Here is a 25,879-nt window from a genome sequence, read left to right on the forward strand (position 1 = left end):
CATTTGCTGATTTTTGAAAGATAGTGGCTTTAGCTGTACCATCGTTTGAAAAAGCGATGTCGAATGATTTTTAGCTACTCAAAATCAGCACTGACAAATCAACGAGGGATAAATGCCATCAATGTTTTGTTGATTTATTACGAGAGCATTGAGAACGATACCTAAGTCATTCTCACAATAGTTAAAGCAAGTCTAATTTGTGCGTAAAAACGCACGATTACTTACTGTTAGATATTCCTACAGCTTATACAGTCGCTTTCATATGTATAAGCATAATTGCTATGCAGTGAAACCGTAGCAATAGGTACAGCTATTAGGAATCATTCCTGCGTACTTAAAGTTGTCTTGCAATAGTACAACGCTCTATATCACTTTCTAGTTTTGGAGGAAATCTCATGTCACCCGAACCAACTTCTAATCAAGCTTCTCAAGAGAATACACAACAGCAAAGCGAAAAAACAAATCCCAATCAAAATCTCTTTAGTGCCAGCAGCAGACGCCTATTATCTGGTCGAGTTGGTAGACGCGGATTTCTTGGTCGTGTTGGTTTGTTGAGTGCTACTGCCACTGGTGTTGTTACGGGAGTCATAGGTTCACCCTTCTCCTCTAAAAGAAGAGGAGATATTGTCCAGGCACAGGATATTGTTGGTCAATTTAACTTTGACTATGCAGGGTTTAGCCAGAAAGCGTATCAAGTACGTGTTCGAGCAGCGCAACTTGAGTTAGAGATAGGCGTTCCGCCTCATCCGACTAATGGCGATGAAGAACGCTATCCTAACAAAATTGCTACCGACACCAGGGGATTACCACACGACGAACGAGGCGAAGTCAAGCCAGAAGCTTACAAATCTTTAATCAAAGCACTCTCATCGCGTAACCCTGATGACTTTGAAAATATTATCTTGGGTGGCGGGCGGAAGTTGGTTAATCCTCAAGGACCATTGGCAATTAGCTTGGAAGGGATAAACGCAGCTCAAATAGCAACTCCACCACCACCAACTCTAGATAGTGCAGAACAGGCTGGCGAGGCAGTTGAACTTTACTGGCAAGCTTTACTGCGGGAAGTCCCTCTTAACAAGTTGCAGAACAACACTGACGATCCAAAAGTCCTAGCCGCTATTGAAGACCTGAACAAACTTTCAGAATTTCGAGGACCAAAACAGGGTGGTGCTGTCACTCCTCAAACTCTGTTTCGTGGCAGTGTCACCTATGTCGATAAGAATGACGGCAAGACAGCACAACACTTTGTTCCACCTGGAGTAACGGACGGTCCTTACATTTCACAGTTTCTGTTGCAGGATATTCCTTTCAACACTCAGTTTATCTCGCCTCTGATTCGTACTGCTCTTCCTGGCAACGACTTCCTCACCGATTACCAGGAATGGTTAACCGTCCAGAATGGAGGCAGTTCTGGCAAATCTCTTAGATACGATCCAACACGCCGTTACATATCTACTGTTCGCGATCTAGCTGAGTATGCACATATTGGTGGTGCTTTGTTCTTTGGAGCTCTATTAATTTTAAGTGGTGGTATTAACGCTCCCTTGAATCCAGGCAATCCGTATGTCAACTCGAAAACTCAACTAGGTTCTGCTGCGACATTTGCAGCAGCGCATTATCAAGCTTTACTCCTATTGGCTCCCTCACGGGCAATTAGAGCCTCCTACTGGCAGAAATTTTATGTACACCGTCGTCTACGACCAGAGGCATATGGTGGACTAGTTTACAACAAACTGGTCAACAAAACTGACTATCCAATCAATTCCGAGGTCTTAAATTCCAGAGCTTTAGCTCAGACTAATAGCACCTTTGGAACCTATTTGTTGCCTCATGCGTACCCAGAAGCAGCACCGTTCCATCCCTCTTACACTGGTGGTGCTGCCTCTATTGCCGGTGTCCAAGCCACATTGTTGAAAGCGTTCTTTGACGAGAACTTTGTCATCCCTAATCCTGTGGTACCTGACCCCAATGATCCCACAAAAGTGATTCCCTATAGCGGCGAGCGACTGACAGTGGGTGGAGAATTGAACAAGCTGGCAACTAATTATGCTATTGGTCGCAGCCTTGGCGGTATCCATTGGCGTTCAGATGGTGCAGTTGGCTTGGCTTTAGGAGAAGAGGTTGCTATTAGCATTCTCAGAGACGAAAGGCTGGGGTACAACGAAAAATTTAACGGCTTCACGTTTACCAAGTTTGATGGGACAAAAATCACAGTTTAAAACATTAAGGGCTATGCGTCCAAAAAGTAGCAATTGTATTTACTAGCCCCAGTTTGGGGCTATTTTCTTTGGTCATATCTTTGGTCAGATGTTCAATGGTAATAATGCATGAGAACAGCTTTTATTTAGACGTTGCTGAAATCTTAATATGAATTTCACGCATCCCATTAATGTAGAACTTTCGGATGCAACGTCTCTACAGAGATTTGCTTGCTATCTTTCTTTAAATATGTCAATATGTTTTTTCAGTTGTTTTAAATACGGTTTGTTTATCAATTTACTGTTAAAAAAGCAAGTCAAAAAAATTATACAAGGAAACAAAATAAGGAAAGTCACTCGCTAGCCCCTAAGAGGGGGCCGGAGCTAACGCTGCCTACGGCACGCTACGCTAACAAATTCAAAATTCAAAATTCAAAATTCAAAATTAAGGACTCCACGGACGCCACATGCTACAAGTCGGCACAGCCGCCCAACGCAGTGCCTCATGAATCCGGAAGCTTGAATAATGTTGCGGGACATTTTTTATTGTCCATGAATAAATACATTCGCATGTATCCTTTTCTTTTTCGGTCATATGACCTTTCTACAGTTATCACAAATTTAAAAACCAAAATCGGTTGAACTTTTTCTTTAGAGCATCGTTATTATGTTCTTTTTTTGGCAATTCCCATATATCTTGTCTCCCCTGTTGTTGCTCCACTAATGACTGAAGATGAAGTGGTAATTTGGACTGTTGTCCAAGTAACCAAGGTTCTCCATCAAATAATTCTCTTTCAAATGGTTGATTAAACATATTACATTTTTAATTTTTAATTCTTAACGCTGATTTTCCTAAAGACAAACAAATCACATCATTCTGTGGTGTATGAATACAGCTACATCGTTGAAAGTAACAATCTCAATGTCTAATCCTGCATCAACAGTATTGTCTTAATACTGATTAACATCACTCCCTTCCTCCTCTCTTTTTGCGTACTCTGTCTTGGAAAGTTCTGAGCCTCGCTCCGCGAGGAGCTTGCGCTAACGGAAGAAACCTTCGCTCAGACTTTCCGCTGCGTACTCTGCGGTTCATTCATAAGTATCATTTCTGCAATACAAGTCAACTCTCCTTAAATTTTCAAAAAGCCCCCCTAGAGGGGGGGTGAAAGAGGAGAACACGTTTTCTAAATTTCTTTACTCGCTAACGCTTACTAACTTGGGAAGTTGAGAAACGGGGATGTCCAAAAAGTAAGCAAGCACCTCTCTCCGCCATGCATCGTAAATCACTGGTAATCCTTCAATTTCTGCACCCGTGGCGCGGTGAATAATACCCCAATACTCATTGAGGTAAGCATTGCGTCGCCGCTGTCCTTCTTCGTCCAGTTCAAGGAGTTGTGCTGCGATTTCCTGTTTCTGTGTAGGTGATGCTTGCTCATACTTACGTTGCCACCAAGCTAACACCCCCAAGCGGTGGTATGCTTCATCAGGGAGAATTTTCTCAACACCAAATTTCCCTGTTTCTGGGTCGTTGATTTTTGTTGTGCGGCTATTTAAAATCAACTGAGCAACGATATGCAGTTCATAGTGCAACTCAAACGCCATGAACCCTAACCAGTTACGATGAGGCAAGTCTCCCATGAAGTCCCAGTGCTTTTGTACCCTCTGCTGTATCTGGGTGATGGGATCGTGTCCTGTTAATTCCCACACTCGCTGACGGGTATGTTGAGCGTGTGCGCCATCATCGCCAATTTGGCGGCTCAAAAATAGTTGCAGTTCTGGGTCAGGAATTTGGTCTATTACCTTACCACAAACTTGCACTATATACAAGTCGTGAGCTGCACCACCAATACGGAAGTGGCAGAAATTCTCTATTTCTTCTTGTGTGATAGGTTGTCGGGGTGTTGCAGCGCGAGTTGTGGGAAAATGAGGAGCATACCGAGCAATGAGTTTGTCGATAATTTCAATTTCCAACTCAGGTGTCCAAGTCAGACGAGTCAAGGTTGCAGTCATATAAGCCTTCAGTAATGAGAATCAAAAATGAGAGTCAAAAATGCTACTGTTGTTGGGTGTCAAGTTACAAATTCTAATGAGCGCACTCGCGGCATCACCTCTTGGGAGAAGCGTTTTATCTCCGTAGGAAAAGGTTGAAATTGCAGCATAAAAGTATCAATGCCTATTTCTACAAAATCAGCTATCCGTGCAGCTACGGTGTCATAGCTGCCAACTAAGCCTGCTGCTGTACCGCCGTTACTCCCCACACCAGGATATTTCGCCATGTTTTTGAACATCACCACTTCCGGTTCAACACCTTTCAAGAGTTCGCTTCTGTCGTCTTGTTTGGTGAGTTCTAACAAATATTCATATTCTGCCTGTGCTTCGGGGTCTGTTGATCGGGCAATCACAAAGGCTGACAGCGCAAAGCATAGCGGTTTGGATTGTGTGCGTGTCCGGTTTCTTAGGGAGGCGATCGCTTCGCGCACGACATCCAAAGGACGACCATTCAGGAAAAAGACATCTGCTTCGAGTGCTGCTAACTCTTTGGCTGCTTCTGACTCACCACCTAGATACACGCGGGGATGCGGTTGTGCGACTGAACGCGGACGCAAACACAAATCATTGATCGCAAAGTATTTTCCTTGAAAACTTACCCGTTCTCCACTCCACAGCCTCTTTACCACCTTAATCCACTCCTGAGAATAGCCGTAGCGTTCATCGTGGGGTAGAAAAGGTATGCCGGACTTTTGTAGTTCCGGCATAAACCACGCGCTAACCAAGTTAACGGCAAAACGTCCGCCGCTGATGGCATCAATACCTAATGCCATCTTGGCTAGGACGACTGGATGAAACAGCAAAGGCTTCACAGCAGCAATGATTTCAATCGATTTAGTTGCTTCAGCTAGGGCTGCTGCTGTTGTCCAAGTCTCTAACTGCTCAAATTCTTGATTTCTTGGATTAATGATGTGTTCAGCGATGAGAGTAGTCGTAAACCCGTACTCTTCTGCTAGCTGGATGAGTGTCTTTGCTCTTAAGTAGCTTGCGTCACGAGGTTCAAGTGGATGGTTCATCGCGCCACAATTACCGTAAACAGGAATCCAAATCCCGTAACGTGGTTGAAACATAACTTCTATGGTTGCTTGAAAACAAAGTTTTCCGAAGTCTAGACGCTTAAACTAATGAATTTAATTTACTTTTATATTATCGACTTACCGTAGTATAAGTATTAGTATATAACTATTTCACAAATGAAGAGAAAAAGCAAGGAAAATAGGTGAACAAATGTTTACAGCTATTTTCAGTTCATTGAACCACAGATTTTCGTAGGGGCTTTCGTCTAGCCCATATGTGTCAACTTAAGATTTAAACGCTTGCGTGATAGTCGTTTCTCGTTCCTTGCTGTACTGCTGTGCCTCCCAATAATTATATTGAGGCAGAGCCTCTGATAGTGCATTCCCATGAGTCGCATGGGAACGAGGGAATGATGGGAGACCTTCCTAACGACTATACATTAACCTTTTCCACAGAGTGCAGCGGTCCTAATCGGCGTAGTTCCGGTAGCAGCAAGGCAATAACTAACACAACTAGAATCGTGCCAATTCCGCCGCCTACCACAGCAAGAGTAGGTCCAAAGAATGCTGCTGCTAAACCAGATTCAAAGCTGCCTAACTCGTTTGATGTACCAATAAATACGCTGTTGACAGCAGAAACACGACCGCGCAGTTCATCTGGAGTACGCACTTGCACGAGTGTATGACGGATGACGACGCTGATGTTGTCAAAAGCTCCACTCAATGCCAACATAACTAGGGATAGCTCGAAGGAACGCGATAAGCCAAAAATAATCGTCACTGCACCAAAACCGATGACTGACCATATTAGCGCAATCCCTGCTCTTTTCATCGGTGGCAGATGCGCCAAGGTGACAGCCATCACCAATGCACCAATTGCTGGTGCAGCGCGTAACCATCCCAACCCAGTAGGACCGACTTGTAAGATATCTTTAGCAAAGATGGGTAATAATGCTGTAGCACCACCTAACAACACCGCAAACATATCGAGAGCGATCGCACCAAAAATGACTTTGTTGTGCCAGACAAAATTCATTCCAGCAACTAAGGTTTTTAAAGAGGGTGTTTGAGTTGACAAACGCACAGTTTTCTTGTAGATAATAGCGGCAATTAAACCCGTACAAATCATGATCAGTGCCCCATCAATGACATAAACCCTGGTGGCACTTTTTTGTAGTGCGATCATCCATCCACCTAATGCAGGACCAAGTACTGCAGCTAGTTGGAAAGCGCTACCAAAACAGTATGGGAGCGTGAGAGCCTCCCACTTTTAAGGGGAGGCAGGAAAGAGAGCACGCAGGACTTTAGTCCGCAGTGTCTCTTCCTTTGGAAAGAACAAGACCATCAATCCACTCTTCAATCAAAGCAGTAACAGTCTTGTCTTTTTGAGCAGCATATAAAAGAAGCTTATGTTTTCGTCTGTCTGATAATCTGATTTGTAATGAATTATTTTTCATAAAAGCAAATACATTGTAACTGCATTTATGTTAACATATAGTGAGGAGGTAATAAAAGTTGTACAAAACAATTCAGGTCAAATTAAATGTATCCGAAGAGGTAATGACTTTCCTGGTTCATCAAGGTCATGCTGCAAATAGTTTGATAAACAGCGCTCATTACGAGATACGACAGAAGCATTATGCAGAATGTCCAAAGGTGGAATTCTTTGATAAAGACGACTTTTATCGTACTAGTTTTAAAATCAAAACGGTAAAGGACGCAGGATACGCAAGTCTTTGCACTCTCATGAAAGATAATCCCCACTATCAACAATTGGGTGGTCAGTGCGCTCAACAGACATTAAAATCTGTAGCCGAACAATACGTAAGTTATAACGGACTTTTAAGTAGTTGGGCTAAGGGCGAAGTCAGTAAACCATCTATGCCAAAATATCGGAAATCTGGAGGTGTGTCAGGGTTTACCTATCCTGCTCAAGCAGTTGCTTTAGACATAGAAAATGGAATGTGTCGCTTGCCAATTCCCAGGGAGTTAAACTCATTAATTAAAGACGAGTTAGGACTGAAAGAAATTTGGATTAATGGTGCAACTGGTTTTATTCCATCACAATTAGTGGAAGTCAGGATAGTGCCGAGAAATAATAATTGGTATGCAGAGTATGTTTACCAGTCAGGTCATGATGGAGCAATTTGCAGTTTAGTGTTAGACCATAAAAGTGCAATTGGAATTGACCCAGGCACTGCTAGAAACTGGTTAACCTGTGTAACCACAAACGGGAAAAGTTTTATTATTGATGTCAAAAAGATAAAGGCAAGCAATCAGTGGTATAACAAACAAGTTGCAACTTTGAAAGATGGAAAGCCACAAGGTTTCTGGAATGACGAGTTAGCCCAGATAACAGAACGAAAGTACCGGCAAATGCGGGATGCTGTGAATAAAACAGCCAGATTTGTTATCAATTACTGTTTGAACCACAAAATAGGTAATGTTGTATTTGGTTGGAACGCCGGACACAAAGATGGTTCTGACATGGGCAAACGTAATAATCAGAACCACGTTCAGATACCGACAGCAAAACTAAAAGAACGAATTAAACAGCTTTGTGAGGAAAACGGAATACAGTTTCATGAAACCGAGGAGTCATATACTTCCAAGGCGTCTTTTTTAGATAATGATGTACTGCCAAAGTATGGTGAAAAACCCAAGGAATGGAAGCCATCAGGCATTAGAAATGGACGCATTTATAAAACGGCACATGGCATGATTGTCAATGCAGATGCTCAAGCAGCTGCCAATATTTTAAGAAAAGTAGCTATACAGCTAGGTTTTAGCCTAGTCAAGATAGTTAGGGAAGTTTTGACCCTTCCAAAGCGCTATGACTTGTTCAGGAATCTGAAAAAGAGTTATAGAAAAAGAAGTTGCGAAGGGGGACTAAAAGTCCCCGTAGCAACAACTGCTTAGAATCCCCCTTCTTCAGATGGGGGAGAGGTCAATATTCCAAGTTGCTGCATTGCTGAATACTTCTAAAGGAATGAGTTGAGGTAGCCAAGCATTGCTGGCTGGGCTGTTAAAAGCTTTGGCAACACCACCTAAAAACAGACAGGTATAGACGAGGAAAATAGAACCGTGGGTGTAGGATAGTACTGCTAAACCAAAGGAACACAAGGCAAGCATCAAGTCAGTTAAGAATACGATCCGCTGACGGTTCCATTGATCTGCAACATGACCAGCAGGTAATGTCAATAAAATGACTGGAATCACCTGTACCAAACCCACTCCACCTAAGATGAGGGCTGAACTTGTGCGTTCGTAGAGTTCCCATCCAATAGCAACACTTTGCATCTGGGAACCCAACATTAAAAGATTACGGGCAATGGCAAATAAAGTATAATTACGGTAGCGCCATGCAGCATAGGGATCGTGGCGTTGCTTAGACATCAAGGTTGGTAAATTTGTAGATTTTAGTAGCCAGTTTAGTAGCCAGTATTTTTATCCACGATATTACGTAAAGGCAAGCCTTTACGATAGCGTGTTAAATTATCAAGAAATAACGCCACGATGCGATCGTAAAGTTGTGGTGTCAGTCCTGAACAGTGAGGGGTTATAAATACGTTCGGTAAAGACCAAAAAGGACTCTGCGGGGGTAATGGTTCAACAGCAAATGTGTCTAATCCAGCACCAGCAATCCAACCCTCACGTAGAGCAGTGAGTAAGGCATTTTCATCGACGATCGCACCGCGAGCAATATTAATCAAGTAAGCACTCGGACGCATCAACCGCAATGCCTCTGCATCAATTAAGCCTTTGGTTTGAGGTGTAAGAGGTGTGGCAATGACTACATAGTCAGACTCGCTAAGAAGCGATCGCCATTCATCCGCACCCACTATTTTGTCAAAATTTGGTAATGGTTCTGGGTGGCGACGACTGCCAAAAACATTCATCCCAAAAGCTTTAGCACGAATGGCAATTTCTTGACCAATATTTCCTGCACCAATAATCAGTAAAGTCTTATTGTATAACTCTTGTAGCTCTAACCACTTTTGTAGCTCAAACCACTTTAACCAGTGGTGATCAGCTTGTAAAGAGTGCAATTTCTGGACATTTTTAGCGTGATAAAGCATGAAAGTAATTACAAATTCCGCGATGGGAATGGCATGAACTCCCGATCCGTTAGTCAGAAGTATATCGTGTTCTAAAAAAATGGGTGTGAGAATGTGATTCACACCAGAACTTGGTGTATGCTGCCAACGAATTTTAGGTGCTGCTGCTAATACTTTATGGAGAGTTGTATTTTTTAACTTAAACCCGTTGAGGTAAACTTCAGCATCTTGTGGATCGCCTTCAAAATGACCTTCACTATCGACACGTACAAATGTAATATCTGGTGGTAAAAGCGGCTCGATTTTCGCAGCCAGTTCTACAGGTAGAATGAGTTTCATACTAGTTATACAAAAGCAAATAATTCCAATAAATTTTAACAATTGAAAGTAAAATATTGCTTAATAACCAGCATTTCTATCAACGACTTTACTTAAAGGCTTGCCATGACGATAGCTTGTTAATGGGTAATAGAATTTTCATAAAAGCTAACGCCAGATTTATTTCTGTTTTTGCGCCACAATCCAATCAGTTAATTGAAAATCCGACTTTGCTAATTTCTGAGACACCAAAAACTGCTTTGTTCCTTGCAACAATTCTAATCCTCTTGCCGGAATTGGTTCTTCTGGAAACTGTTTTATAGGGAAAGAAGCTTTCACCACATTAACAGGATATCCTGACACTTCGGCGTGAAACTTGTAATATGCCTCTGGGTTTGCTTTGATATCTTTAACAGCAGCTTGTTTAATCTCATTCCACTTTTGGGGCAAGTCGGGATGTTTTGCTAAGAAAGCTTCTGTGACGACAGTTACACTTGTTCCTGGTAAGTCTGGATGTTTGATAGCCTCATCAATGACAGGAAAACCTTTGGATTGTAATAGTGGACCTGTACCTGTCGATGCTGCAATTGCTGCCACATCACCCCGTTCTAATGCAGCTTGGGCGTCATTCGGTAGCAGGTGAACTACCGTCACTTGATCCACAATACCTGACTTTTGCAATAACCCTATCAAGTAGCGGTGCATGTATGACCCTTTTGACGTCGCTACCTTTTGTCCTTTGAGTTCCAATACAGAACGTGGTCCGTTCTTCTTTGCCAATAACCAGGCGTTTGTTCCTACTTGTTCTTGACTGATTAAGCGGGTGGGAGTGCCGTTTGCCCTAGCAACTATGGCAGGTGTATCCCCGTAGATGCCCACATCTAATTGACCTGCGACTAAGGCTTCATTTAAGTTGGGACCGTTGGGAAACGAAACCGTTTGCACTTCTTTGATGCCCAGTTTTTGTAGTTCTGGCAGAAATTTGCCTTGATTAATTGCCCAACCAATGGGTCCTGTAGGGATTTTGCTACGTTTGACACTTATAATACCTAAGCGCAGGGTGGAAGTATTTAGTTGTTTTTGAGTGGGCGATCCTGCTTGGGAGATAGTTTGACTGGAACTCGGACCAGTACTGAACAGTAGGAGGAATGCGATTAGTGTGGAGAAAAGAGGTTTTGAGTAATTTCTAATTATAGTGTTGGAGGATGTCACTTGAGGTATTTGAGTAGTTGGTAAGTCGAATCTTCTTGGGCTGTGTTAGTTTGTCCACGTCCCCAACCTATATTTCTGCGATAGCTTCCTAAGAGTCCGCCTTCAGTGAGAGACTTTTCGTCTACTTCTGCTAACGGTTCGACTTGTGGCGCTACGTACAAAGCGTCTACTGGACAGTACAATTCGCACATAAAGCAGGTTTGACAGTCACTTTGTCTGGAAATGGTGGGCGGTGCGTCTGGTACTTTATCAAAGACGTTTGTCGGACAAACGTTAATGCAGATATTGCACTGAATGCACCGAGATTCACTGACTAACTCAATCATACCAAGTGATTTTGAATACTTATAGTTTTTTGAGTCTCAAGCAAAGTCAAGAATCAATTATCAATGAACAATGATCAAATCGATAATTGATAACTGATAACTGATAACTGATAACTGATAATTGACAAGAGAATTGGTCACCAGGACGCAAAGTGACTCTTTTTGCTCTTATCATGCTGCCACTTCTACTTTAACTCTGGTCTGTTGTACAGGGGCAGCTTTCACCCAGACACGATCCAAACCACCACTAATTAAGTAATGTTGCTGATTAACATCCTGTTGGGGATAGTCTGTATGTTTGTGCATCCCCCGAGTTTCTTTACGTTCCAAGGCGCTGCTATACATCCACCGAGATGTGGCTACCATTGCGGCGGCTTCCCGCACACGGAGAATGTTGTTATCATCTGCTTGAATTGTGCGAATTTCTTGCCAGAGGTGATTTAATCTCTGTAATGATTCGGTTAATCTTGTTTCGCTGCGGAAGTAATTGCGATCGTAGGGGAAAACTTCTGCTTGGGTGGCTTGGATGATTTCTATAGAGTTGAGCCCAGCTTCACTATCGGTTTTGAGTGGATGTTGATGCCTGGATGTAAATCCTACCTCACCTACAGCTTCGACTCGCCGTTGGTTTGCTTGTGTGCCTAAATCATGTGCATAAACAGCCGCAGATTGTCCTGCCCAATAACCTGAAGACAATGCCCAAGCTGCATTATGACTGCCTCCGCCCGTGAATCCACCGCAAATAAGTTCTCGCGTCGCGGCATCACCTGCAGCGTATAAGCCTGCTACGGAAGTTGCGCAAGTATCATCAACAATCCGGATGCCACCTGTACCGCGTACAGTTCCCTCTAAGCGGAGAGTGACGGGGAAACGTTGTGTAAAGGGGTCTATGCCTGCACGATCAAAGGGTAAGAAGAAGTTGGGTTGTGCTTTTCGCATATGTACCCGCATTTCTTCTGTAGCTTGATCCAAGATGGCGTAAACAGGCTGCGTTAATAAGGTTTTGGCAATGACAGAACGCCCTCTTTGTGAGCCAGCTCCAGGAATTGGTGTACCATCAGAGTAAGTGAAAGTTGCCCAGTTGTAAAACAGAGTTTTAGTGACAGAAGAAAAGGCGGGAGAGATGCCGTAGGCGTTGGAAAACTCCATCCCCGACATCTCGGCACCCGCTTCGGCTGCCATAAGGTAACCATCCCCTGTTAGCACATTGCAACCAAGCGCCTTACTCAAGAAAGCACAGCCACCTGTTGCAATGATGACTGCACCTGCATGCACAAGCCATTTGTTTCCAGTTTGGCGGTTGACTCCCGTCGCACCTGCAACTCTTCGGTCTCTATCCACTAGCAGTTGCAAAGCTGGACTATGGTCTAATATTTTTACCCCCGCCCGTTTGACTTGCTTTCGCATCAAGTGCATATACTCTGGACCTTGCAGACTACGCCTGTAAGGTTTACCCTCGTCGTCTGTTGGGAAAGGATAACCCCACTGCGCCAACAAATCAACATTGGCATAAGTTTGATTTAGAACCCGTTGCATCCAGTTGCGGTTGGCTAAAAATCCTCCTAAAGTCTCCCGAGAAGCCATTGCCGCTTCCCGCGCCTGCGCATCAGGTGGTACGTACCACACACCGTTACCCGATGCCGCTGCACAGCCACTCGTACCACAGTATCCTTTATCAACAAGAACGACATTCGCACCTTTGAAAGCCGCACTCCAAGCCGCCCAAGTGCCAGCTGGTCCACCCCCTATAACCAGAACATCACAGAGCAAGTTTGGTTCATATTCAATGGTAGATACTTTCCCTGTCCACAATAGATTCTTACTCATGAGAAGCCCCGCTTCAACAGTTTAGAACTTATGTACAAACAAAGACACAAAATGAGTGACAACACAAAAATGCCAGTTGGTTGTCAAACGAAGTTAAGATAATGGAAAATTACGAAAACTGCGTCAAACTGTAGCTTGTGACTAAAGTTGTTTGATAAACTCTTAACTCTTCAAATTTAAAGTACGGTTAATTAGTGGATTAACCGTATTATTGGATATCCTAGAAATATCGCACAGTTTGTAAAAAAAATCAAGAACAAATTTTATGGGCAGAAAATATCTGGGACACGAGCATATTCTACGGTGCTGGATTAGGATACCGAGTATGAACTGCATTTAATTCTGCTATAGTATCTTTGTCCAACACGACATTCACACTTTCTAAATTTTCTTTCAGTTGTTCCAACGTTGTCGCCCCAATGATTGTACTGCTTGTAAACCAACGACTGCGGACAAAAGCTAATGCTAAATGTGAAGGTTTCAAGTTATACTTATGGGCGATTTCTACATACGCTGCGACAGCTTCATTAACATTTGGTTTAAGATAACGCTGTCCAAAACCAGGGAAGAGAGTGAGTCGTGTATCCTGTAGCGGTTTATTATGTACGTATTTGCCGGATAACAACCCAAATCCCAGTGGACTGTAAGCTAACAAGCTAACATTTTCGCGATAGCAAGCTTCTGCTAAAGCTGAATCAAACACCCGATTTAAGAGATTATAGGCATTTTGAATGGAAACAACTTTTGGTAGTCCCAACTGCTGTGCTGTACGGCTGAATTCACATACTCCCCAAGGAGTTTCATTACTCAAGCCCAAGTAACGAATTTTTCCTGCTTTAATAATATCTGCAAGAGCTTCTAGTTGTTCCGCAATAGGAATAGTATCTCGCTCAAAAGCTGAATTATACTCTATTTGACCAAACAGAGGAACATAACGGTCAGGCCAGTGAATTTGATATAAGTCAATATAGTCTGTTTGTAAGCGTTTGAGGCTATCATCTACTGCCTGTTTGATATTCTCGCGGTTAATGTTTAAATTGCCTTCCCGCAGCCATTTAAATCCTCTTCCTGGACCTACAATTTTTGTAGCGATGATCAGTTTATCGCGCTGTTGTTTTTTCAGCCATTCTCCAATATAAGTCTCTGTTCTTCCTTGGGTTTCACCACGAGGTGGAACTGGGTACATTTCTGCCGTGTCAATAAAGTTTACTCCATAGGCAATCGCATAATCTAGCTGCTTGTGAGCATCTTCAATAATATTTTGTTGCCCAAAAGTCATAGTTCCTAGACAAATTTCTGAAATCTTGAGGTCACTATTGCCCAGTTGGTTATATTTCATGAATCCTTACGTTATTTCGCCTCGATATAGTCTCTATCAGTGTTTCAAAAAACTACACACCACTCTTAATTTATTTAATTTTTATCGACTTACAGTAGTTGTAAATAAATAATTGTATCTTACCAGACATTTGTTTAGTAGACAATATCTTTGACTTAACATAAATTATAAAAAAATGTCATCTAAAATACTTTATTTTGTTCAGGTGATATGGAATGCTCCTATCTATGTAGAATAAAAATACTTAAAATCGACTTAGTTACCGTTTTTTATCTCCAAAGTTATTGTGTTCGTTCCAAATGAGTAGTTTTTGCTGTAAATTGCAGCGAGAATTCTGAGCGGAGAAAATCTCCGCCCAATGTACTGAGAGGGGACCGGTGAAGCCCCCCGACGGTGCGAACTGCCTCTCCCATTGGGCTGGATATTTTATTTTTTTGGATCTCTCCTACGCGAAACACAGGCTGCTGAACTTTGGATTTGTAGCCACTACAGTTTGTAGTAGTTAATAGCGGGAGCAACGCGAGTTGAGAATTTTTAGATAACTCACGCAATACTTGGTTAACACTAAAGACTTCCATTTTATCTGGCTGGTTTCTGTGGAGATACAGAGCATGATGTGCCAGACCGACTTGGGTGATTCTAGCAAAATGAAAAAAACTTTGTGGAATTTATTACTGACTCTACCAATATTTCTGGTGCTGCTTTTATTAGTAGCCAATGCAAAAGCTTTTGGAGAAGAAACACCTTCAGAATTTCATCCTGATATTCGTGATCCAGAATTACTTAAGTCATTTGATCCTGCAATCAAAGAGTTAAAAATAGTACGAAAAAATCAGTTAATCTCGCAAAATTTACCACAGACAACACCTACTGAGCCTACAAAACCATCATCAGAACCACCAATGACATCTGTTTCTCAACTTTCTGATGTGCAACCCACAGATTGGGCATTTCAAGCACTCCAGTCCTTGGTTGAACGCTATGGTTGTATTGTCGGCTACCCTAACAGCACCTATCGCGGAAATCGTGCCTTAACACGCTATGAATTTGCGGCGGGTTTGAATGCTTGCGTAAGTCCTGTTAATAAACTGATTGCATCATCAACAGCAGATTTAGCAACTAAGGAAGATTTAGCGACGATACAGCGACTGACTGAGGAATTTCGTCCAGAACTTGCCGAATTAGCAGGAAGAATAGATTATTTAGAAACCAAGACAGCACAAGTTGAAGCGGAACAATTTTCGACGACGACTAAACTGGTAGGTAATGCGATTTTCGTAGTGGCTGATACTTTTGGAAATCGCCCAAACAACACTCCTGCCAATGATACCAAGGATACTACTAACACCTTTTTTGCTTACCGTACTCAACTTTCGTTTCAAACCAGCTTTACTGGGACAGATCAACTACTCACTACATTACGAGCAGACAATATTCCTAATTTGACATCGAGTACAGGAACTAGTATGACCCGCTTTGCCTTGGATGCATCAAGTTTTGGGGATAGTGACCTGTTTGTGGAAAACTTATACTACCGTTTTCCAATTGGTAAAAAAATCACTGCTTGGATAGGTCCGAGGACACTGAACTTCCCAATTTATGTCCCAACGTTAAACTCCTTGAATGGTAACCCATTTCAGGGTGGTTTTTCCCGGTTTGGACAGTTTAACCCGACTGTGTACCGACCAGGTTTTGATGGTGCAGGTGCAGCTGTTGCTTATAAATTTAGCGATCAATTACAAGCACACGTAGCTTACATAGCAGATGGCTTTTTTGCGAACAGACCCGACAAAGGACTTTTCAATGATAGTTCCCAAGCGGCGATCGCCCAACTCACCATCTCTCCCAGTAAGCAATTTGATTTAGGGCTGACTTATACCCGCAAATACTTTCCTACGAATTCTGGTAATAATCTGACTGGCGGAACAGGTAGCGCTTTTGCACGCAATCCTTTTGGGCAAAATGCTACTACATCCGATAATTTTGGCCTGGAGTTTAGCTGGAAAGTTAGCCAGCGTTTTACTTTAGGTGGATGGTTTGGTTACACGCAAGCGCATCAAGAAGTTGGCGGTGATAATGATGCGACTATCATCAATGGTGCGCTGACCTTTAGTTTCCCTGATTTATTTCAGCAAGGAAATATAGGTGGTATTACTATTGGCATTCCGCCGAAAGTTACCAGTAATGATTTCAGACTCGCTGGACAACAACGAGAAGACCCTGATACATCTTTACACATCGAAACTTTCTATACTTTTCGGGTAAATAACAACATCAGAATTACACCAATTGTTTATCTGATTACCAAACCAGAACATAATGGCAACAATGACCCAATTTTGGTAGGTGTTCTTCGTACAAGTTTTTCTTTCTAAAGACGACATTCAATCACAATCAAGTTATTAAGAGGTAAAAACCTATCATGAATTTGATTTGGCAGCAGTTAGAAATGTGGATTTCATCACTAAAATCTCAATTATCGAACTGGAAGAATCACACAAAACTATTCTCTGTCATTCCTGTTCCTATTGCAGGAGCATTTGTGACTGGTGTGTGCCTTAGCTTATTATTTGCAGCTTGTACATCACCTAATTCTACGAATAGTAATCTAGCCAATTCTTCTGCTAGTCCTGTTAGTAATACAACTGGTGCTAAAGCTTCGATTGTGAGATTTGGCTATCAGAAGTCAGTGATTTTATTAAAAGCTAAAGGTGTTTTAGAGAAACGCTTAAAGCCAGAAGGAATAGGTGTTGAATGGATAGAATTTCCAGCAGGTCCTCAACTCTTAGAAGCGATGAACATAGGGAGTATTGACTTTGGTCATGCTGGAGAATCTCCACCAATTTTTGCTCAAGCTGCAGGAGCAAATCTGACTTATATTGCTGGTATTGCAGCAAATCCAGCAGGCTCAGCTATTCTCGTTCCCAAAAACTCCCCCATCAAATCAGTCGCTGAATTAAAAGGCAAAAAAATAGCTTTTCAAAAAGGATCTAGCGCTCATTATCTACTTTTACAAATTCTGGAAAAAGCAGGATTAAAATATAGCGATATTCAACCCATATCTTTACCACCAGCAGATGCACGTGCTGCTTTTGTAAAAGGTAGTATAGATGCATGGTCGATTTGGGATCCCTTTTATGCAGCGGCAGAAAAATCTGCTAATGCTCGCGTTTTAATTGATGGAAAAGAAATTAACAGGCAAGGAGGGTATTATCTGGCAAGTCGGAAATTTGCCGATAATAATCCACAAACTATTAAGGCAATACTAGAAGAAATTAAAAAACTAGAAGATTGGTCTGATAAGCATCGGGATGAAGTAGCAGCAACTTTGTCGCCAGTTTTGGGCGTAGATTTAGATACCATGAAAAGGGCAACCCAGAGGAAAACTTTTGGGATTGTGCCGATTGATGAAAAGTTGATTGCGGAACAACAAAAAGTTGCTGATAAATATTATCAGTTGAAACTTATACCTAAACAAATTAGCGTGCGGGATGCGACGCTTACACCACAACAATATGCTGCTTTTTCCCCAAAAATATAAATAATGAGATAAATAGTGAGTGGTGGGTTGTTATTTTAAAAAGGTGCTTTGATTTCTACTCAATCACTTATGACTAATCCAACTGAGTTACTCAAACAGCGCTACGGAGTTGATGCTTTTGATCCAGAGATTCCTTGGAGTGACTGTATCACTACCTTACTGTCCCACCGTTCTGTGCGTGCTTATCTGGGCAAACCTTTACCTTCAGGAACTCTAGAAACTTTAGTGGCGGCGGCGCAGTCGGCTGCGACTTCTTCTAATTTACAAACTTGGAGTGTAGTAGCTGTAGAAGAACCACAACGCAAGGAAAAACTAGCGCAACTGGCGAATAATCAAGCACATATTCGCCAGTGTCCTCTGTTTTTGGTATGGTTAGCTGATTTGGCGCGACTGACGTATATTGCTGAACATCGCGGACTACCCGATGAAGGTTTGGATTATTTGGAAATGTTTTTGATGGCGGTGGTAGATGCAGCAATAGCCGCACAAAACGCCGTGATTGCAGCTGAATCTCTCGGTTTAGGAACGGTGTATATTGGTGCGATGCGGAATCGTCCGGAGGAAGTAGCACAGGTACTTGGTTTACCTCCCCATGTGTTTGCCGTCTTTGGACTGTGTGTAGGATATCCCGATCCAACAGCAAATACTGTAGTCAAGCCACGTCTACCACAATCAGTTGTTTTGCATCGAGAAACTTATCATTTGGCAGAACAAGAGAACGGAATTGCCTTTTATAACCAACTCATGCAAAACTTTTATAATTCACAGCAGATGAATGTTCCCAGTGACAGTGACTGGTCAGAACATTCTGTCAAACGAGTTGCTTCTGCACGGTCCTTATCGGGACGGGATAGATTGCGCGAGGCGTTACAGAACCTTGGCTTTTTACTTCATTGACACTCTCATCGGCTTTTAGCCGATGAAATTCTTGCTAAGTCCTATGTCTTTTGGATATAGGGCTGGAGTGTCAAGCAAGCCAAAATATACAAGTTCATTTGCAGTTTTTTGTAGTAAAAAATACGATAAATTTTGCCTTTCTAGCAATCTTTTTTTACAAAATGTACTTGCTTTTTTCCTGCAACTATGTCAAGATACAAAAAAAAATACGGTTAACTAACTAATTTTCCGTATTTTAATTTCCAAAATTAAACAAAAGAGGTTTAATCAAGTTTAAATGCTTGTATCTCTAAGTTCTTAAACCATTGATATCTCAGTAGGGCGAAATGGTGTCTGTAGCTGTAGAAAAGATTTCGTTTCACCAAGTGTTGTTGCCCTGAAACTAGCAAGTTGTGTTTACCTAACTCCAATAGAAAATCATTTAAATCTATTTTTGACTCACAACTAAGTAGTAATACTGCTGTGCTGATTGTAAGCTCTTTGTTCTGGAGGTTTTTGACATGAAATCTGAACAGCGTGGAATGTATTTAAGACTCGAAAGGTTAACAAAGTCCTTTGGAAGAAAAACAGTCTTGCACGGCATTGATTTGGACATATTGCCAGGAGAATTTGTAGCAATTGTCGGTCGCAGTGGATGTGGTAAAAGTACGATGCTACGCCTGATTGCTGGACTAGATGTGCCGAGTGGCGGCGGAGTGTTTTTGAATGGCGAGTCTCATCATCGGATTAATCCAGCGGTGCGGATGATGTTTCAAGACGCACGTCTGTTACCTTGGCAGCGAGTCTTGACAAATGTAGAGTTGGGTTTGGTAGGTTCCAACTCGAAAGTATACACCAAGCAAACTGCTTTGCAAGTTTTGCGTGAAGTTGGTTTAGAAGAGCGATCGCATGAATGGCCCGCCGTCCTTTCTGGGGGACAACGTCAACGGGTGGCGTTGGCAAGAGCGTTAGCAAGTAAGCCTTCTTTGTTGCTTCTAGATGAACCACTCGGAGCGTTAGACGCACTGACTCGAATTGAGATGCAGCAATTAGTTGAGCGTTTATGGCAGGAGCAGGGCTTTACTGCAATATTAATTACCCATGATGTGGAAGAAGCAGTAGTACTTGCAGACCGGGTGATCCTGATTGAAGACGGTCAAATTGGTATGGATGTTAACATTTCCTTACCACGTCCACGAGTGAGAGGAGATGCGGTATTTGCTCGGACTGTGGAAAGGATTTTAGACAGGGTGATGGGTAAACAGCAAAAGGATCAGGAATTGGTAGAGACTGTTCATTAGTTTTTTAGCTAGTAACTACTAACTTGGAGAAAACATTTTTTGGAAAGAAGAGAAACAGCCATAACAGTTTTTGCGGCTAAGGCTTTTGCCCTCGGTGTCGGGTTAAATATGATAACTGGCATTTTTGAAGTTATGGAAATTCAATCCACACTCAGCAAATATAACTTTGACCGTTACTGGCGTGACTAACGTACCTTGACTCTACACGACCCTGTAGATTACAAATTGCGCGACATTGGTAATTGGTGACTCAATGAAGAATTACCACTTATCACTCAGTATTCCAAAAGCACAAATTTCCACCACAGATTTCTCCTCTCCCTATAAGCATAAGGTGGGCATTGCCCATCTTATATTTCTGATTTTTACTATAAGCCATCTTTAAAGATGAAGTCGCTTAAGTTCTCTTTATCAGTTATCAGTTATCAGTTTGAAGAAGTATTCAGTATTGCTGAATCCAGAATTCAGAATAGAAGAATCAATTAACTCTTTTATTCTGACCGGAGGCGGAGCGGCTGGTGGCTCCGCTCCTGACTCCTGACTCCTGACTCCTTCCCTGTTCACTGTTCACTGTTCACTGTTTTAAGGATTTAATAAGTTGTCATTATTATCACCATTATAATGCAAAACTTGAAAAAGAAGTTTGAACTCTGGAAGCGCCAACGCATCACTCGTCGTTACTTATTATTTGCTGTTGGTTACAGTATCGTACTATCTACTATCTTGTTTGGTTGTAGTAAATCAGCAAGTCAAATTCAGCAGCAAGAGCAAGCAGCCGCATCGAATACGAACCAAACGCAACCTGTCAAAAAAGTAGTACGAATTGTGCGTTCTAAACAATTAACTGCACTTGCAGTTTTAGAAAAACAAGGTACTCTTGAAAAAAGATTAGAATCCCTTGGATATAGGCTAGAATGGCCAGAATTTGCGGCTGGACCACAACAGCTAGAAGCCCTAAATGCAGGTGGACTTGATATTGCATCTACAGCCGAATCACCTCCTATTTTTTCACAAGCAGCTGGAGTACCCTTAGTTTATCTAGCAACGACTTCTGCTAATGCTAGATCAATTTCGCTTTTAGTTTCGGTCAAGTCTCCTATTAAGACCATTAAAGATTTAAAGGGTAAACGAATTGCTTTTCAAAAGGCATCTATAGGTCATTACCTCTTACTGAAAGCCTTGGAAAAAGAAGGTTTTAAACTGAGTGATGTTTCATCAGTTTACCTACCACCACCAGATGCCAATGTAGCTTTTAGTCAAGGAAAAGTAGATGGTTGGTTTATCTGGGAACCATTTGTAACCAGAACTGAACAGAAGAAAATAGGTCGTGTTTTGATAGATGGTGAGAATCTAAGAGATACTGGAAACTTTTACTCGACAACAAGGCAGTTTTATCAAGAGCACCCAGAAGTCATCAAAGTTTTTTTAGAAGAACTCCAAAAAGCAGAAATCTGGGGTAAGAATAACCCGAAGAAAGTAGCACAATTACTGACTTCATTAACACAAATAGATGCACCTACACTAGAAAAAATGCATAGTAAATATGACTGGGATTTACGACCAATTACTGACAAAGTTATTGCTAAGCAACAAGAAGTGGCAGATAAATGGTATAGTCTGCAACTAATACCGAAAAAAGTAAATGTACGAGACGGGTTTTTGACTCCTGAACAATATGCCGAAATTACTCCTAAGGAAGTGCTTGCTAAAAAGTAGTGGTTCATTGCATGAATATTGAGAAATAGTCAAATGTTCGACTTCTTGAAGTTGGAAATCTGACCAACACAAGCCCTCAGAATCCATCCAACAGACCAGTAGCAATTATCATAAATAAAAAAATCAAATACAAAAATTTCTTCCTGCTCTTCCCAACTATCAATTTTTAACTAAAAGAAAATTATGTCCACGTTAACTTTGACTGAATTTAAAATCACTCCCCTTAATACACCTTTGGGAGCCGTAATTACTGGACTTGATGCTAGCCAATTAGTTGCACCCTTCGTCATCTTACAGTTAAAGCAAGCACTACGCGACTACCACATCTTAATTTTTAAAAATCAAAAGCTTACTGATGAGCAGTTATTGAATTTTGCCTTCTATTTTGGTTCTTTGTTTGTCCCACCAGATGACATCCCTGTGCTGGCTTCTCAACCAGGAGTTACTCCGGTAGTCATTCCTATTTCTAATCTTGATGGTGGTTATACAGGGACTGGAGAACTGGCTTTCCATTCCGATCACAAGTGGACTCCCTACCCTTCTAGTGGTTCGCTACTTTATGCTTTAGAAGTCCCAAGTCTTGGCGGAGATACTTATTGGTTGAATCTTAATTTGGCATACGAGACGTTAGATGATGCAACTAAAGAGCGGATTGCTGATTTGCAGTTGATTACTTACAATCCGTTTTTGGGAGACAGAAACGCGCCGCGCTCTAAGTATCGTTTGGATAAAAGTATTCCTCTTATTAGTCCTGTCTTTCCTCATCCTTTGGTACGGACGCATCCTGAAAGTGGCAAAAAGATTTTATACCTAGACTATGACACAGAAGTAGAAATCGTGGGTTTAGAACCACAAGAAGGAGCAGAATTAATCGAACAGTTGCGTCAGCACCTCAATCAACCTCAGTTCTATTACAAACACAAATGGTCTGTGGGTGACATTGTTTACTGGGATAATCAGGCGACATTACATTACCGGGAAGCATTTGATCCGAATGAACGCCGAGTTATGAAGCGGGTGAGTTTAGCTGGAAGTCGTCCGTTTTGAGGTGGGAGCAAAATGATTGCAATTACAAGTTTACCTCGGAAACTCCAACACTCTGATTCTCTGTCGGGAAACTCTTCTATGTTCTGTGGACACGCACACGGTTCAGTACTGGAACCCTCAGGCGCTGGTTCACAGTTGCTTAAATTTAAGCGATCGCTCTCATCCATACCTTACTTACTGCTCATAGCAACTACCTTCACAAGTGGTGGTTCAAAAGCAAACAGCAATCCAAATCATCCAAATATCCAAAACCAAAACACACACAACACAAAAATTGAACAAATTTCCAGTGATTCTAAACAGAATTCCAAACAACAGACAGAAGTTCGTATTGGTTACCAAAAAGGAACAGCTTTTTTAAACATCATTAAAGCGAGAGGTAGTCTAGAAAAAAAATTTGCTCCTACAGGGGTGAATGTAAAATGGATTGAATTTGCTCAAGGACCTCCTATGATGGAGGCAATGAATGCCAATGCAATTGATATTGGGGTTGTAGGCGCACCTCCTCCTATCTTCGCCCAAGCAGCAGGTGTACCAGTTACCTATGTTGCTAGCAGTTTACCTAATGGGAAAGGGCAGGTCATTTTAGTTAGAAAAAATTCTTCCATTCGGACGGTTGCTGATTTAAAAGGTAAAAAAGTAGCTGTCGGAAAAGGAACAGCAGGACATTATTTAATTGTCAAAGTGTTAGGTACAGCAAAGCTCACGCTTAACGAGATTCAGCCCGTTTACCTGTTACCTGCGGACGCTCGTGCTGCTTTTGAAGGAGGAAATGTTGATGCTTGGGTTACTTCCGATCCTCGTTATGCTGAAGCGGAACGGACAGGACAAGTACGTCTTCTTGCTAATGGAGCAAAAGTTGCAGAACAGCGTTCATACTTTATTGCCACTCGCTCTTTTGTTAGCAAAAATCCACAGTTGGTGAAAGCAATTATCGATGAACAGAAAAAAGACGAAGAGTGGGCAAAACGTAATAGGAAAGAAAGTGCAAAAATTTTGGAAACAGCAACGGGTGTTAAAGCTGAAAACTGGGAATGGACATTTGAAAGACGCCCTAATTTTGGTGTACTTTATATGAATAACCAAATTGTGAAAGAACAGCAGGAAATGGCAGACCTGTTTTTTCAACTCAAATTGATTCCTAAAACTGTACAAATTAAAGATGCTGTTTGGACTCCACAACCCTAAAAAACTCAAGAAAATGTGATTTGGAACTCATGAAATGACAACAATTCCTGCTTACGATCCAACATTATTTCAAGGTGCAGCTTGGCATTACGCCTGTTACAGACCTAAATATCCCCCTGTTTTATTTGATTTGCTGACACAAAAGTTTCAACTCAATGGTCAAGGGAGACTGCTAGACTTGGGTTGTGGTACTGGTTTGATTGCGATTGCTTTACGCGATGGCTTTACTGAAGTTATCGGTCTCGATCCCGACCCAGATATGCTTCAAGAAGCTCAACGACAAGCAGCAGCAGTAGGAGCACCAAATATCAGTTGGGTGCAAGACAGGGCAGAGAATATTTCTCTCGCTGTAGGTAAATTTCGTCTAGTAACTATCGGACGTGCTTTTCATTGGATGCAGCGAGAACTAGTGCTGCAACGCATATATAATTTACTAACTAACGACGGTGGTCTTGCAATTCTCAAAACCCACGAAGACCCTTGGAATAGTGATCATCCTTGGAAAAAAACAGCGATTTCCGTTGTCAAACGCTGGTTAGGTGAACAGCGACGCACAGGTCAAGGTGGCAAAGGTATTTGGCAACCACTAGAAGTTTCCCATGAGGAAATCTTAGCTAAGTCACCTTTCCCCCGTCAAGCCAAGTATGAAGTCAAATACCAACAATCTTGGACAATAGACACATATCTTGGCTATCTCTACTCTACAGCTTTCTGTCTACCATCTTTTTTAGGAGAAAACCGCGAGAAATTTGAGGCTGATTTAAGAGAATCTCTTCTGTGGGTCGAACCCTCTGGAAAGTTTAGCGAAGAGTTACCTATCACTGTGCTTGCTGCTTGGAAATAGTTTTAAAATAGGTGTTGCACAATGCCTCCAATTTTAAATCCTTTTTGATAATTTAATAGCAAATCAGAGTTATCTCAACCACGACTAAGCATCTCATAAAAAAATAATAAGGTTTACAAAAATATATGAAAATTATCTTCTCTACTTCTAGCTCTTTTCGAGCAAAGCATATGAAAAAAAACGAATTCCTCTTGAAATTGTCTAAGAATCGTCAAGTTCAGTCACTCATTCCTTGGATAGTACCTATATTAATCATCATCTTATGGCAGTTATTCTCTTCTATTGGCTTAATTCCTACAAGAATTTTACCTGCACCTTTAGGTGTTTTTGATGCTGCCATTAATCTAGCTCAAACAGGCGAACTATTTAGAAATATTGGTATCAGTGCAACACGAGCAGTAACTGGTTTTTTAGTTGGAGGGAGTATTGGATTTGGTTTAGGACTACTTAATGGCATTTCTCCCATAGCTGAAAAATTGTTAGATACCTCTCTTCAAATGCTCCGTAATATTCCCAATTTAGCATTAATTCCCTTGGTAATTTTGTGGTTTGGGATTGGAGATGAAGCGAGATTATTTCTTGTTGCTTTAGGTGTAATGTTTCCTATTTATTTAAATACTTTTCACGGAATTCGTAGCGTCGATCCGGGATTGATTGAAATGGGAAAAATCTACGGTTTAAATGCTTGGGGTTTGTTTTGGCGGATTATTTTACCAGGAGCAATGTCTTCTATTTTGGTGGGTGTGCGTTTTTCGTTAGGGATTATGTGGCTAACACTCATCGTTGCTGAAACTATTGCAGCTGATTCTGGTATTGGTTATATGGCAATGAACGCCAGAGAATTTATGCAAACCGATGTGGTAGTTCTGAGTATCTTACTATATGCTCTATTTGGCAAGCTAGCAGATGTCATTGCTAGAGCCTTAGAAAATTACTGGTTGCAGTGGAATCCTAGTTATTTGAAGAGTTAGGAAGTAAATCGTTTTGATGGATCAACTCACATCTTGCACCTGGAAATATGAA

The 25,879-nt window shown here is 41.7% G+C and carries 22 protein-coding genes and 1 pseudogene; 12 read left to right on the forward strand and 11 right to left on the reverse strand.

What is annotated here, in order from left to right:
* Positions 1-395: 395 nt before the first annotated feature.
* Positions 396-2,219: a vanadium-dependent haloperoxidase gene (locus DP117_RS16200; RefSeq protein WP_169219322.1), complete on the forward strand. Its 1,824-nt coding sequence runs from the start codon at positions 396-398 to the stop codon at positions 2,217-2,219.
* Positions 2,220-2,811: 592 nt separating this feature from the next.
* On the opposite strand, the gene DP117_RS16205 is transcribed toward DP117_RS16200, so the two are convergent.
* From DP117_RS16205 to DP117_RS16225, 5 genes and pseudogenes are all read right to left on the reverse strand, one after another.
* On the reverse strand, positions 2,812-3,012 hold the full coding sequence (locus tag DP117_RS16205; RefSeq protein WP_169219323.1) for a hypothetical protein: 201 nt from the start codon (positions 3,010-3,012) through the stop codon (positions 2,812-2,814).
* Between the two features lie 380 nt (positions 3,013-3,392).
* Complete coding sequence (locus DP117_RS16210) at positions 3,393-4,208, reverse strand: hypothetical protein (RefSeq protein WP_169219324.1); 816 nt, start codon at positions 4,206-4,208, stop codon at positions 3,393-3,395.
* 59 nt (positions 4,209-4,267) lie between these two features.
* Positions 4,268-5,317, reverse strand: a complete 1,050-nt coding sequence (locus DP117_RS16215) for an LLM class flavin-dependent oxidoreductase (RefSeq protein ID WP_169219325.1) — start codon at positions 5,315-5,317, stop codon at positions 4,268-4,270.
* A gap of 379 nt (positions 5,318-5,696) precedes the next feature.
* Positions 5,697-6,497: pseudogene (locus tag DP117_RS16220) on the reverse strand (MFS transporter); the annotation flags it as partial.
* Positions 6,498-6,567: 70 nt separating this feature from the next.
* Positions 6,568-6,720 (reverse strand): hypothetical protein, encoded by a 153-nt coding sequence (locus DP117_RS16225; RefSeq protein WP_169219326.1) that lies wholly within the window; start codon positions 6,718-6,720, stop codon positions 6,568-6,570.
* 58 nt (positions 6,721-6,778) lie between these two features.
* Between DP117_RS16225 and DP117_RS16230 the strand changes: the two genes are divergently transcribed.
* Entirely contained in the window at positions 6,779-8,182 is a 1,404-nt protein-coding gene (locus DP117_RS16230; protein WP_282440288.1) for a transposase, read from the forward strand.
* 12 nt (positions 8,183-8,194) lie between these two features.
* On the opposite strand, the gene DP117_RS16235 is transcribed toward DP117_RS16230, so the two are convergent.
* The 6 genes from DP117_RS16235 to DP117_RS16260 form a co-directional block, all read right to left on the reverse strand.
* On the reverse strand, positions 8,195-8,659 hold the full coding sequence (locus DP117_RS16235; RefSeq protein ID WP_339381268.1) for an MFS transporter: 465 nt from the start codon (positions 8,657-8,659) through the stop codon (positions 8,195-8,197).
* Positions 8,660-8,694: 35 nt separating this feature from the next.
* Positions 8,695-9,660 (reverse strand): D-2-hydroxyacid dehydrogenase, encoded by a 966-nt coding sequence (locus DP117_RS16240; protein ID WP_169219328.1) that lies wholly within the window; start codon positions 9,658-9,660, stop codon positions 8,695-8,697.
* Between the two features lie 159 nt (positions 9,661-9,819).
* Positions 9,820-10,851 (reverse strand): ABC transporter substrate-binding protein, encoded by a 1,032-nt coding sequence (locus DP117_RS16245; RefSeq protein ID WP_339381269.1) that lies wholly within the window; start codon positions 10,849-10,851, stop codon positions 9,820-9,822.
* Complete coding sequence (locus DP117_RS16250; RefSeq protein ID WP_169219329.1) at positions 10,848-11,177, reverse strand: 4Fe-4S binding protein; 330 nt, start codon at positions 11,175-11,177, stop codon at positions 10,848-10,850. Before DP117_RS16250 ends, DP117_RS16245 begins: the two co-directional genes overlap by 4 nt.
* Positions 11,178-11,348: 171 nt before the next feature.
* Positions 11,349-13,004 (reverse strand): FAD-binding protein, encoded by a 1,656-nt coding sequence (locus DP117_RS16255; protein WP_169219330.1) that lies wholly within the window; start codon positions 13,002-13,004, stop codon positions 11,349-11,351.
* Between the two features lie 298 nt (positions 13,005-13,302).
* On the reverse strand, positions 13,303-14,343 hold the full coding sequence (locus DP117_RS16260; protein ID WP_169219331.1) for an NADP(H)-dependent aldo-keto reductase: 1,041 nt from the start codon (positions 14,341-14,343) through the stop codon (positions 13,303-13,305).
* Between the two features lie 611 nt (positions 14,344-14,954).
* Between DP117_RS16260 and DP117_RS16265 the strand changes: the two genes are divergently transcribed.
* The 10 genes from DP117_RS16265 (at position 14,955) to ssuC (ending at position 25,827) form a co-directional block, all read left to right on the forward strand.
* Positions 14,955-16,718 (forward strand): iron uptake porin, encoded by a 1,764-nt coding sequence (locus tag DP117_RS16265; RefSeq protein ID WP_248277684.1) that lies wholly within the window; start codon positions 14,955-14,957, stop codon positions 16,716-16,718.
* Positions 16,719-16,762: 44 nt separating this feature from the next.
* On the forward strand, positions 16,763-17,884 hold the full coding sequence (locus tag DP117_RS16270; protein WP_339381270.1) for a sulfonate ABC transporter substrate-binding protein: 1,122 nt from the start codon (positions 16,763-16,765) through the stop codon (positions 17,882-17,884).
* Positions 17,885-17,953: 69 nt separating this feature from the next.
* Positions 17,954-18,781 carry an NADPH-dependent oxidoreductase gene (locus tag DP117_RS16275; protein ID WP_169219333.1) on the forward strand — a complete coding sequence of 276 codons (828 nt, stop codon included), beginning with the start codon at positions 17,954-17,956 and terminating at the stop codon, positions 18,779-18,781.
* A 500-nt stretch (positions 18,782-19,281) separates the two neighbouring features.
* The gene (locus DP117_RS16280) at positions 19,282-20,061 is read left to right on the forward strand and encodes an ATP-binding cassette domain-containing protein (protein WP_169219334.1); all 780 of its coding nucleotides are present in this window, start codon (positions 19,282-19,284) and stop codon (positions 20,059-20,061) included.
* Positions 20,062-20,100: 39 nt separating this feature from the next.
* Complete coding sequence (locus DP117_RS16285; protein WP_248277685.1) at positions 20,101-20,250, forward strand: hypothetical protein; 150 nt, start codon at positions 20,101-20,103, stop codon at positions 20,248-20,250.
* 432 nt (positions 20,251-20,682) lie between these two features.
* Entirely contained in the window at positions 20,683-21,777 is a 1,095-nt protein-coding gene (locus DP117_RS16290; RefSeq protein ID WP_169219335.1) for an aliphatic sulfonate ABC transporter substrate-binding protein, read from the forward strand.
* A gap of 183 nt (positions 21,778-21,960) precedes the next feature.
* The gene (locus tag DP117_RS16295) at positions 21,961-22,824 is read left to right on the forward strand and encodes a TauD/TfdA family dioxygenase (RefSeq protein WP_169219336.1); all 864 of its coding nucleotides are present in this window, start codon (positions 21,961-21,963) and stop codon (positions 22,822-22,824) included.
* Between the two features lie 12 nt (positions 22,825-22,836).
* Positions 22,837-24,012 carry a sulfonate ABC transporter substrate-binding protein gene (locus DP117_RS16300; protein WP_169219337.1) on the forward strand — a complete coding sequence of 392 codons (1,176 nt, stop codon included), beginning with the start codon at positions 22,837-22,839 and terminating at the stop codon, positions 24,010-24,012.
* A gap of 34 nt (positions 24,013-24,046) precedes the next feature.
* Positions 24,047-24,856: a class I SAM-dependent methyltransferase gene (locus DP117_RS16305; RefSeq protein WP_169219338.1), complete on the forward strand. Its 810-nt coding sequence runs from the start codon at positions 24,047-24,049 to the stop codon at positions 24,854-24,856.
* Positions 24,857-25,026: 170 nt separating this feature from the next.
* Positions 25,027-25,827, forward strand: coding sequence for an aliphatic sulfonate ABC transporter permease SsuC (ssuC, locus tag DP117_RS16310; protein WP_211176148.1), 801 nt, complete (start codon positions 25,027-25,029; stop codon positions 25,825-25,827).
* Positions 25,828-25,879 lie beyond the last annotated feature (52 nt).

The sequence above is a fragment of the Brasilonema sp. UFV-L1 genome, assembly GCF_012912105.1.
Lineage (GTDB): Bacteria > Cyanobacteriota > Cyanobacteriia > Cyanobacteriales > Nostocaceae > Brasilonema.

Excerpts from the sequence above, each read along its gene's own strand:
- DP117_RS16200 (WP_169219322.1), top strand. The coding sequence starts at position 396 with ATGTCACCCGAACCAACTTCTAATCAAGCTTCTCAAGAGAATACACAA.
- DP117_RS16205 (WP_169219323.1), bottom strand. The coding sequence starts at position 3,012 with ATGTTTAATCAACCATTTGAAAGAGAATTATTTGATGGAGAACCTTGG.
- DP117_RS16210 (WP_169219324.1), bottom strand. The coding sequence starts at position 4,208 with ATGACTGCAACCTTGACTCGTCTGACTTGGACACCTGAGTTGGAAATT.
- DP117_RS16215 (WP_169219325.1), bottom strand. The coding sequence starts at position 5,317 with ATGTTTCAACCACGTTACGGGATTTGGATTCCTGTTTACGGTAATTGT.
- DP117_RS16225 (WP_169219326.1), bottom strand. The coding sequence starts at position 6,720 with ATGAAAAATAATTCATTACAAATCAGATTATCAGACAGACGAAAACAT.
- DP117_RS16235 (WP_339381268.1), bottom strand. The coding sequence starts at position 8,659 with ATGTCTAAGCAACGCCACGATCCCTATGCTGCATGGCGCTACCGTAAT.
- DP117_RS16240 (WP_169219328.1), bottom strand. The coding sequence starts at position 9,660 with ATGAAACTCATTCTACCTGTAGAACTGGCTGCGAAAATCGAGCCGCTT.
- DP117_RS16250 (WP_169219329.1), bottom strand. The coding sequence starts at position 11,177 with ATGATTGAGTTAGTCAGTGAATCTCGGTGCATTCAGTGCAATATCTGC.
- DP117_RS16255 (WP_169219330.1), bottom strand. The coding sequence starts at position 13,004 with ATGAGTAAGAATCTATTGTGGACAGGGAAAGTATCTACCATTGAATAT.
- DP117_RS16260 (WP_169219331.1), bottom strand. The coding sequence starts at position 14,343 with ATGAAATATAACCAACTGGGCAATAGTGACCTCAAGATTTCAGAAATT.
- DP117_RS16265 (WP_248277684.1), top strand. The coding sequence starts at position 14,955 with ATGATGTGCCAGACCGACTTGGGTGATTCTAGCAAAATGAAAAAAACT.
- DP117_RS16275 (WP_169219333.1), top strand. The coding sequence starts at position 17,954 with ATGACTAATCCAACTGAGTTACTCAAACAGCGCTACGGAGTTGATGCT.
- DP117_RS16280 (WP_169219334.1), top strand. The coding sequence starts at position 19,282 with ATGAAATCTGAACAGCGTGGAATGTATTTAAGACTCGAAAGGTTAACA.
- DP117_RS16290 (WP_169219335.1), top strand. The coding sequence starts at position 20,683 with ATGCAAAACTTGAAAAAGAAGTTTGAACTCTGGAAGCGCCAACGCATC.
- DP117_RS16295 (WP_169219336.1), top strand. The coding sequence starts at position 21,961 with ATGTCCACGTTAACTTTGACTGAATTTAAAATCACTCCCCTTAATACA.
- DP117_RS16300 (WP_169219337.1), top strand. The coding sequence starts at position 22,837 with ATGATTGCAATTACAAGTTTACCTCGGAAACTCCAACACTCTGATTCT.
- DP117_RS16305 (WP_169219338.1), top strand. The coding sequence starts at position 24,047 with ATGACAACAATTCCTGCTTACGATCCAACATTATTTCAAGGTGCAGCT.
- ssuC (WP_211176148.1), top strand. The coding sequence starts at position 25,027 with ATGAAAAAAAACGAATTCCTCTTGAAATTGTCTAAGAATCGTCAAGTT.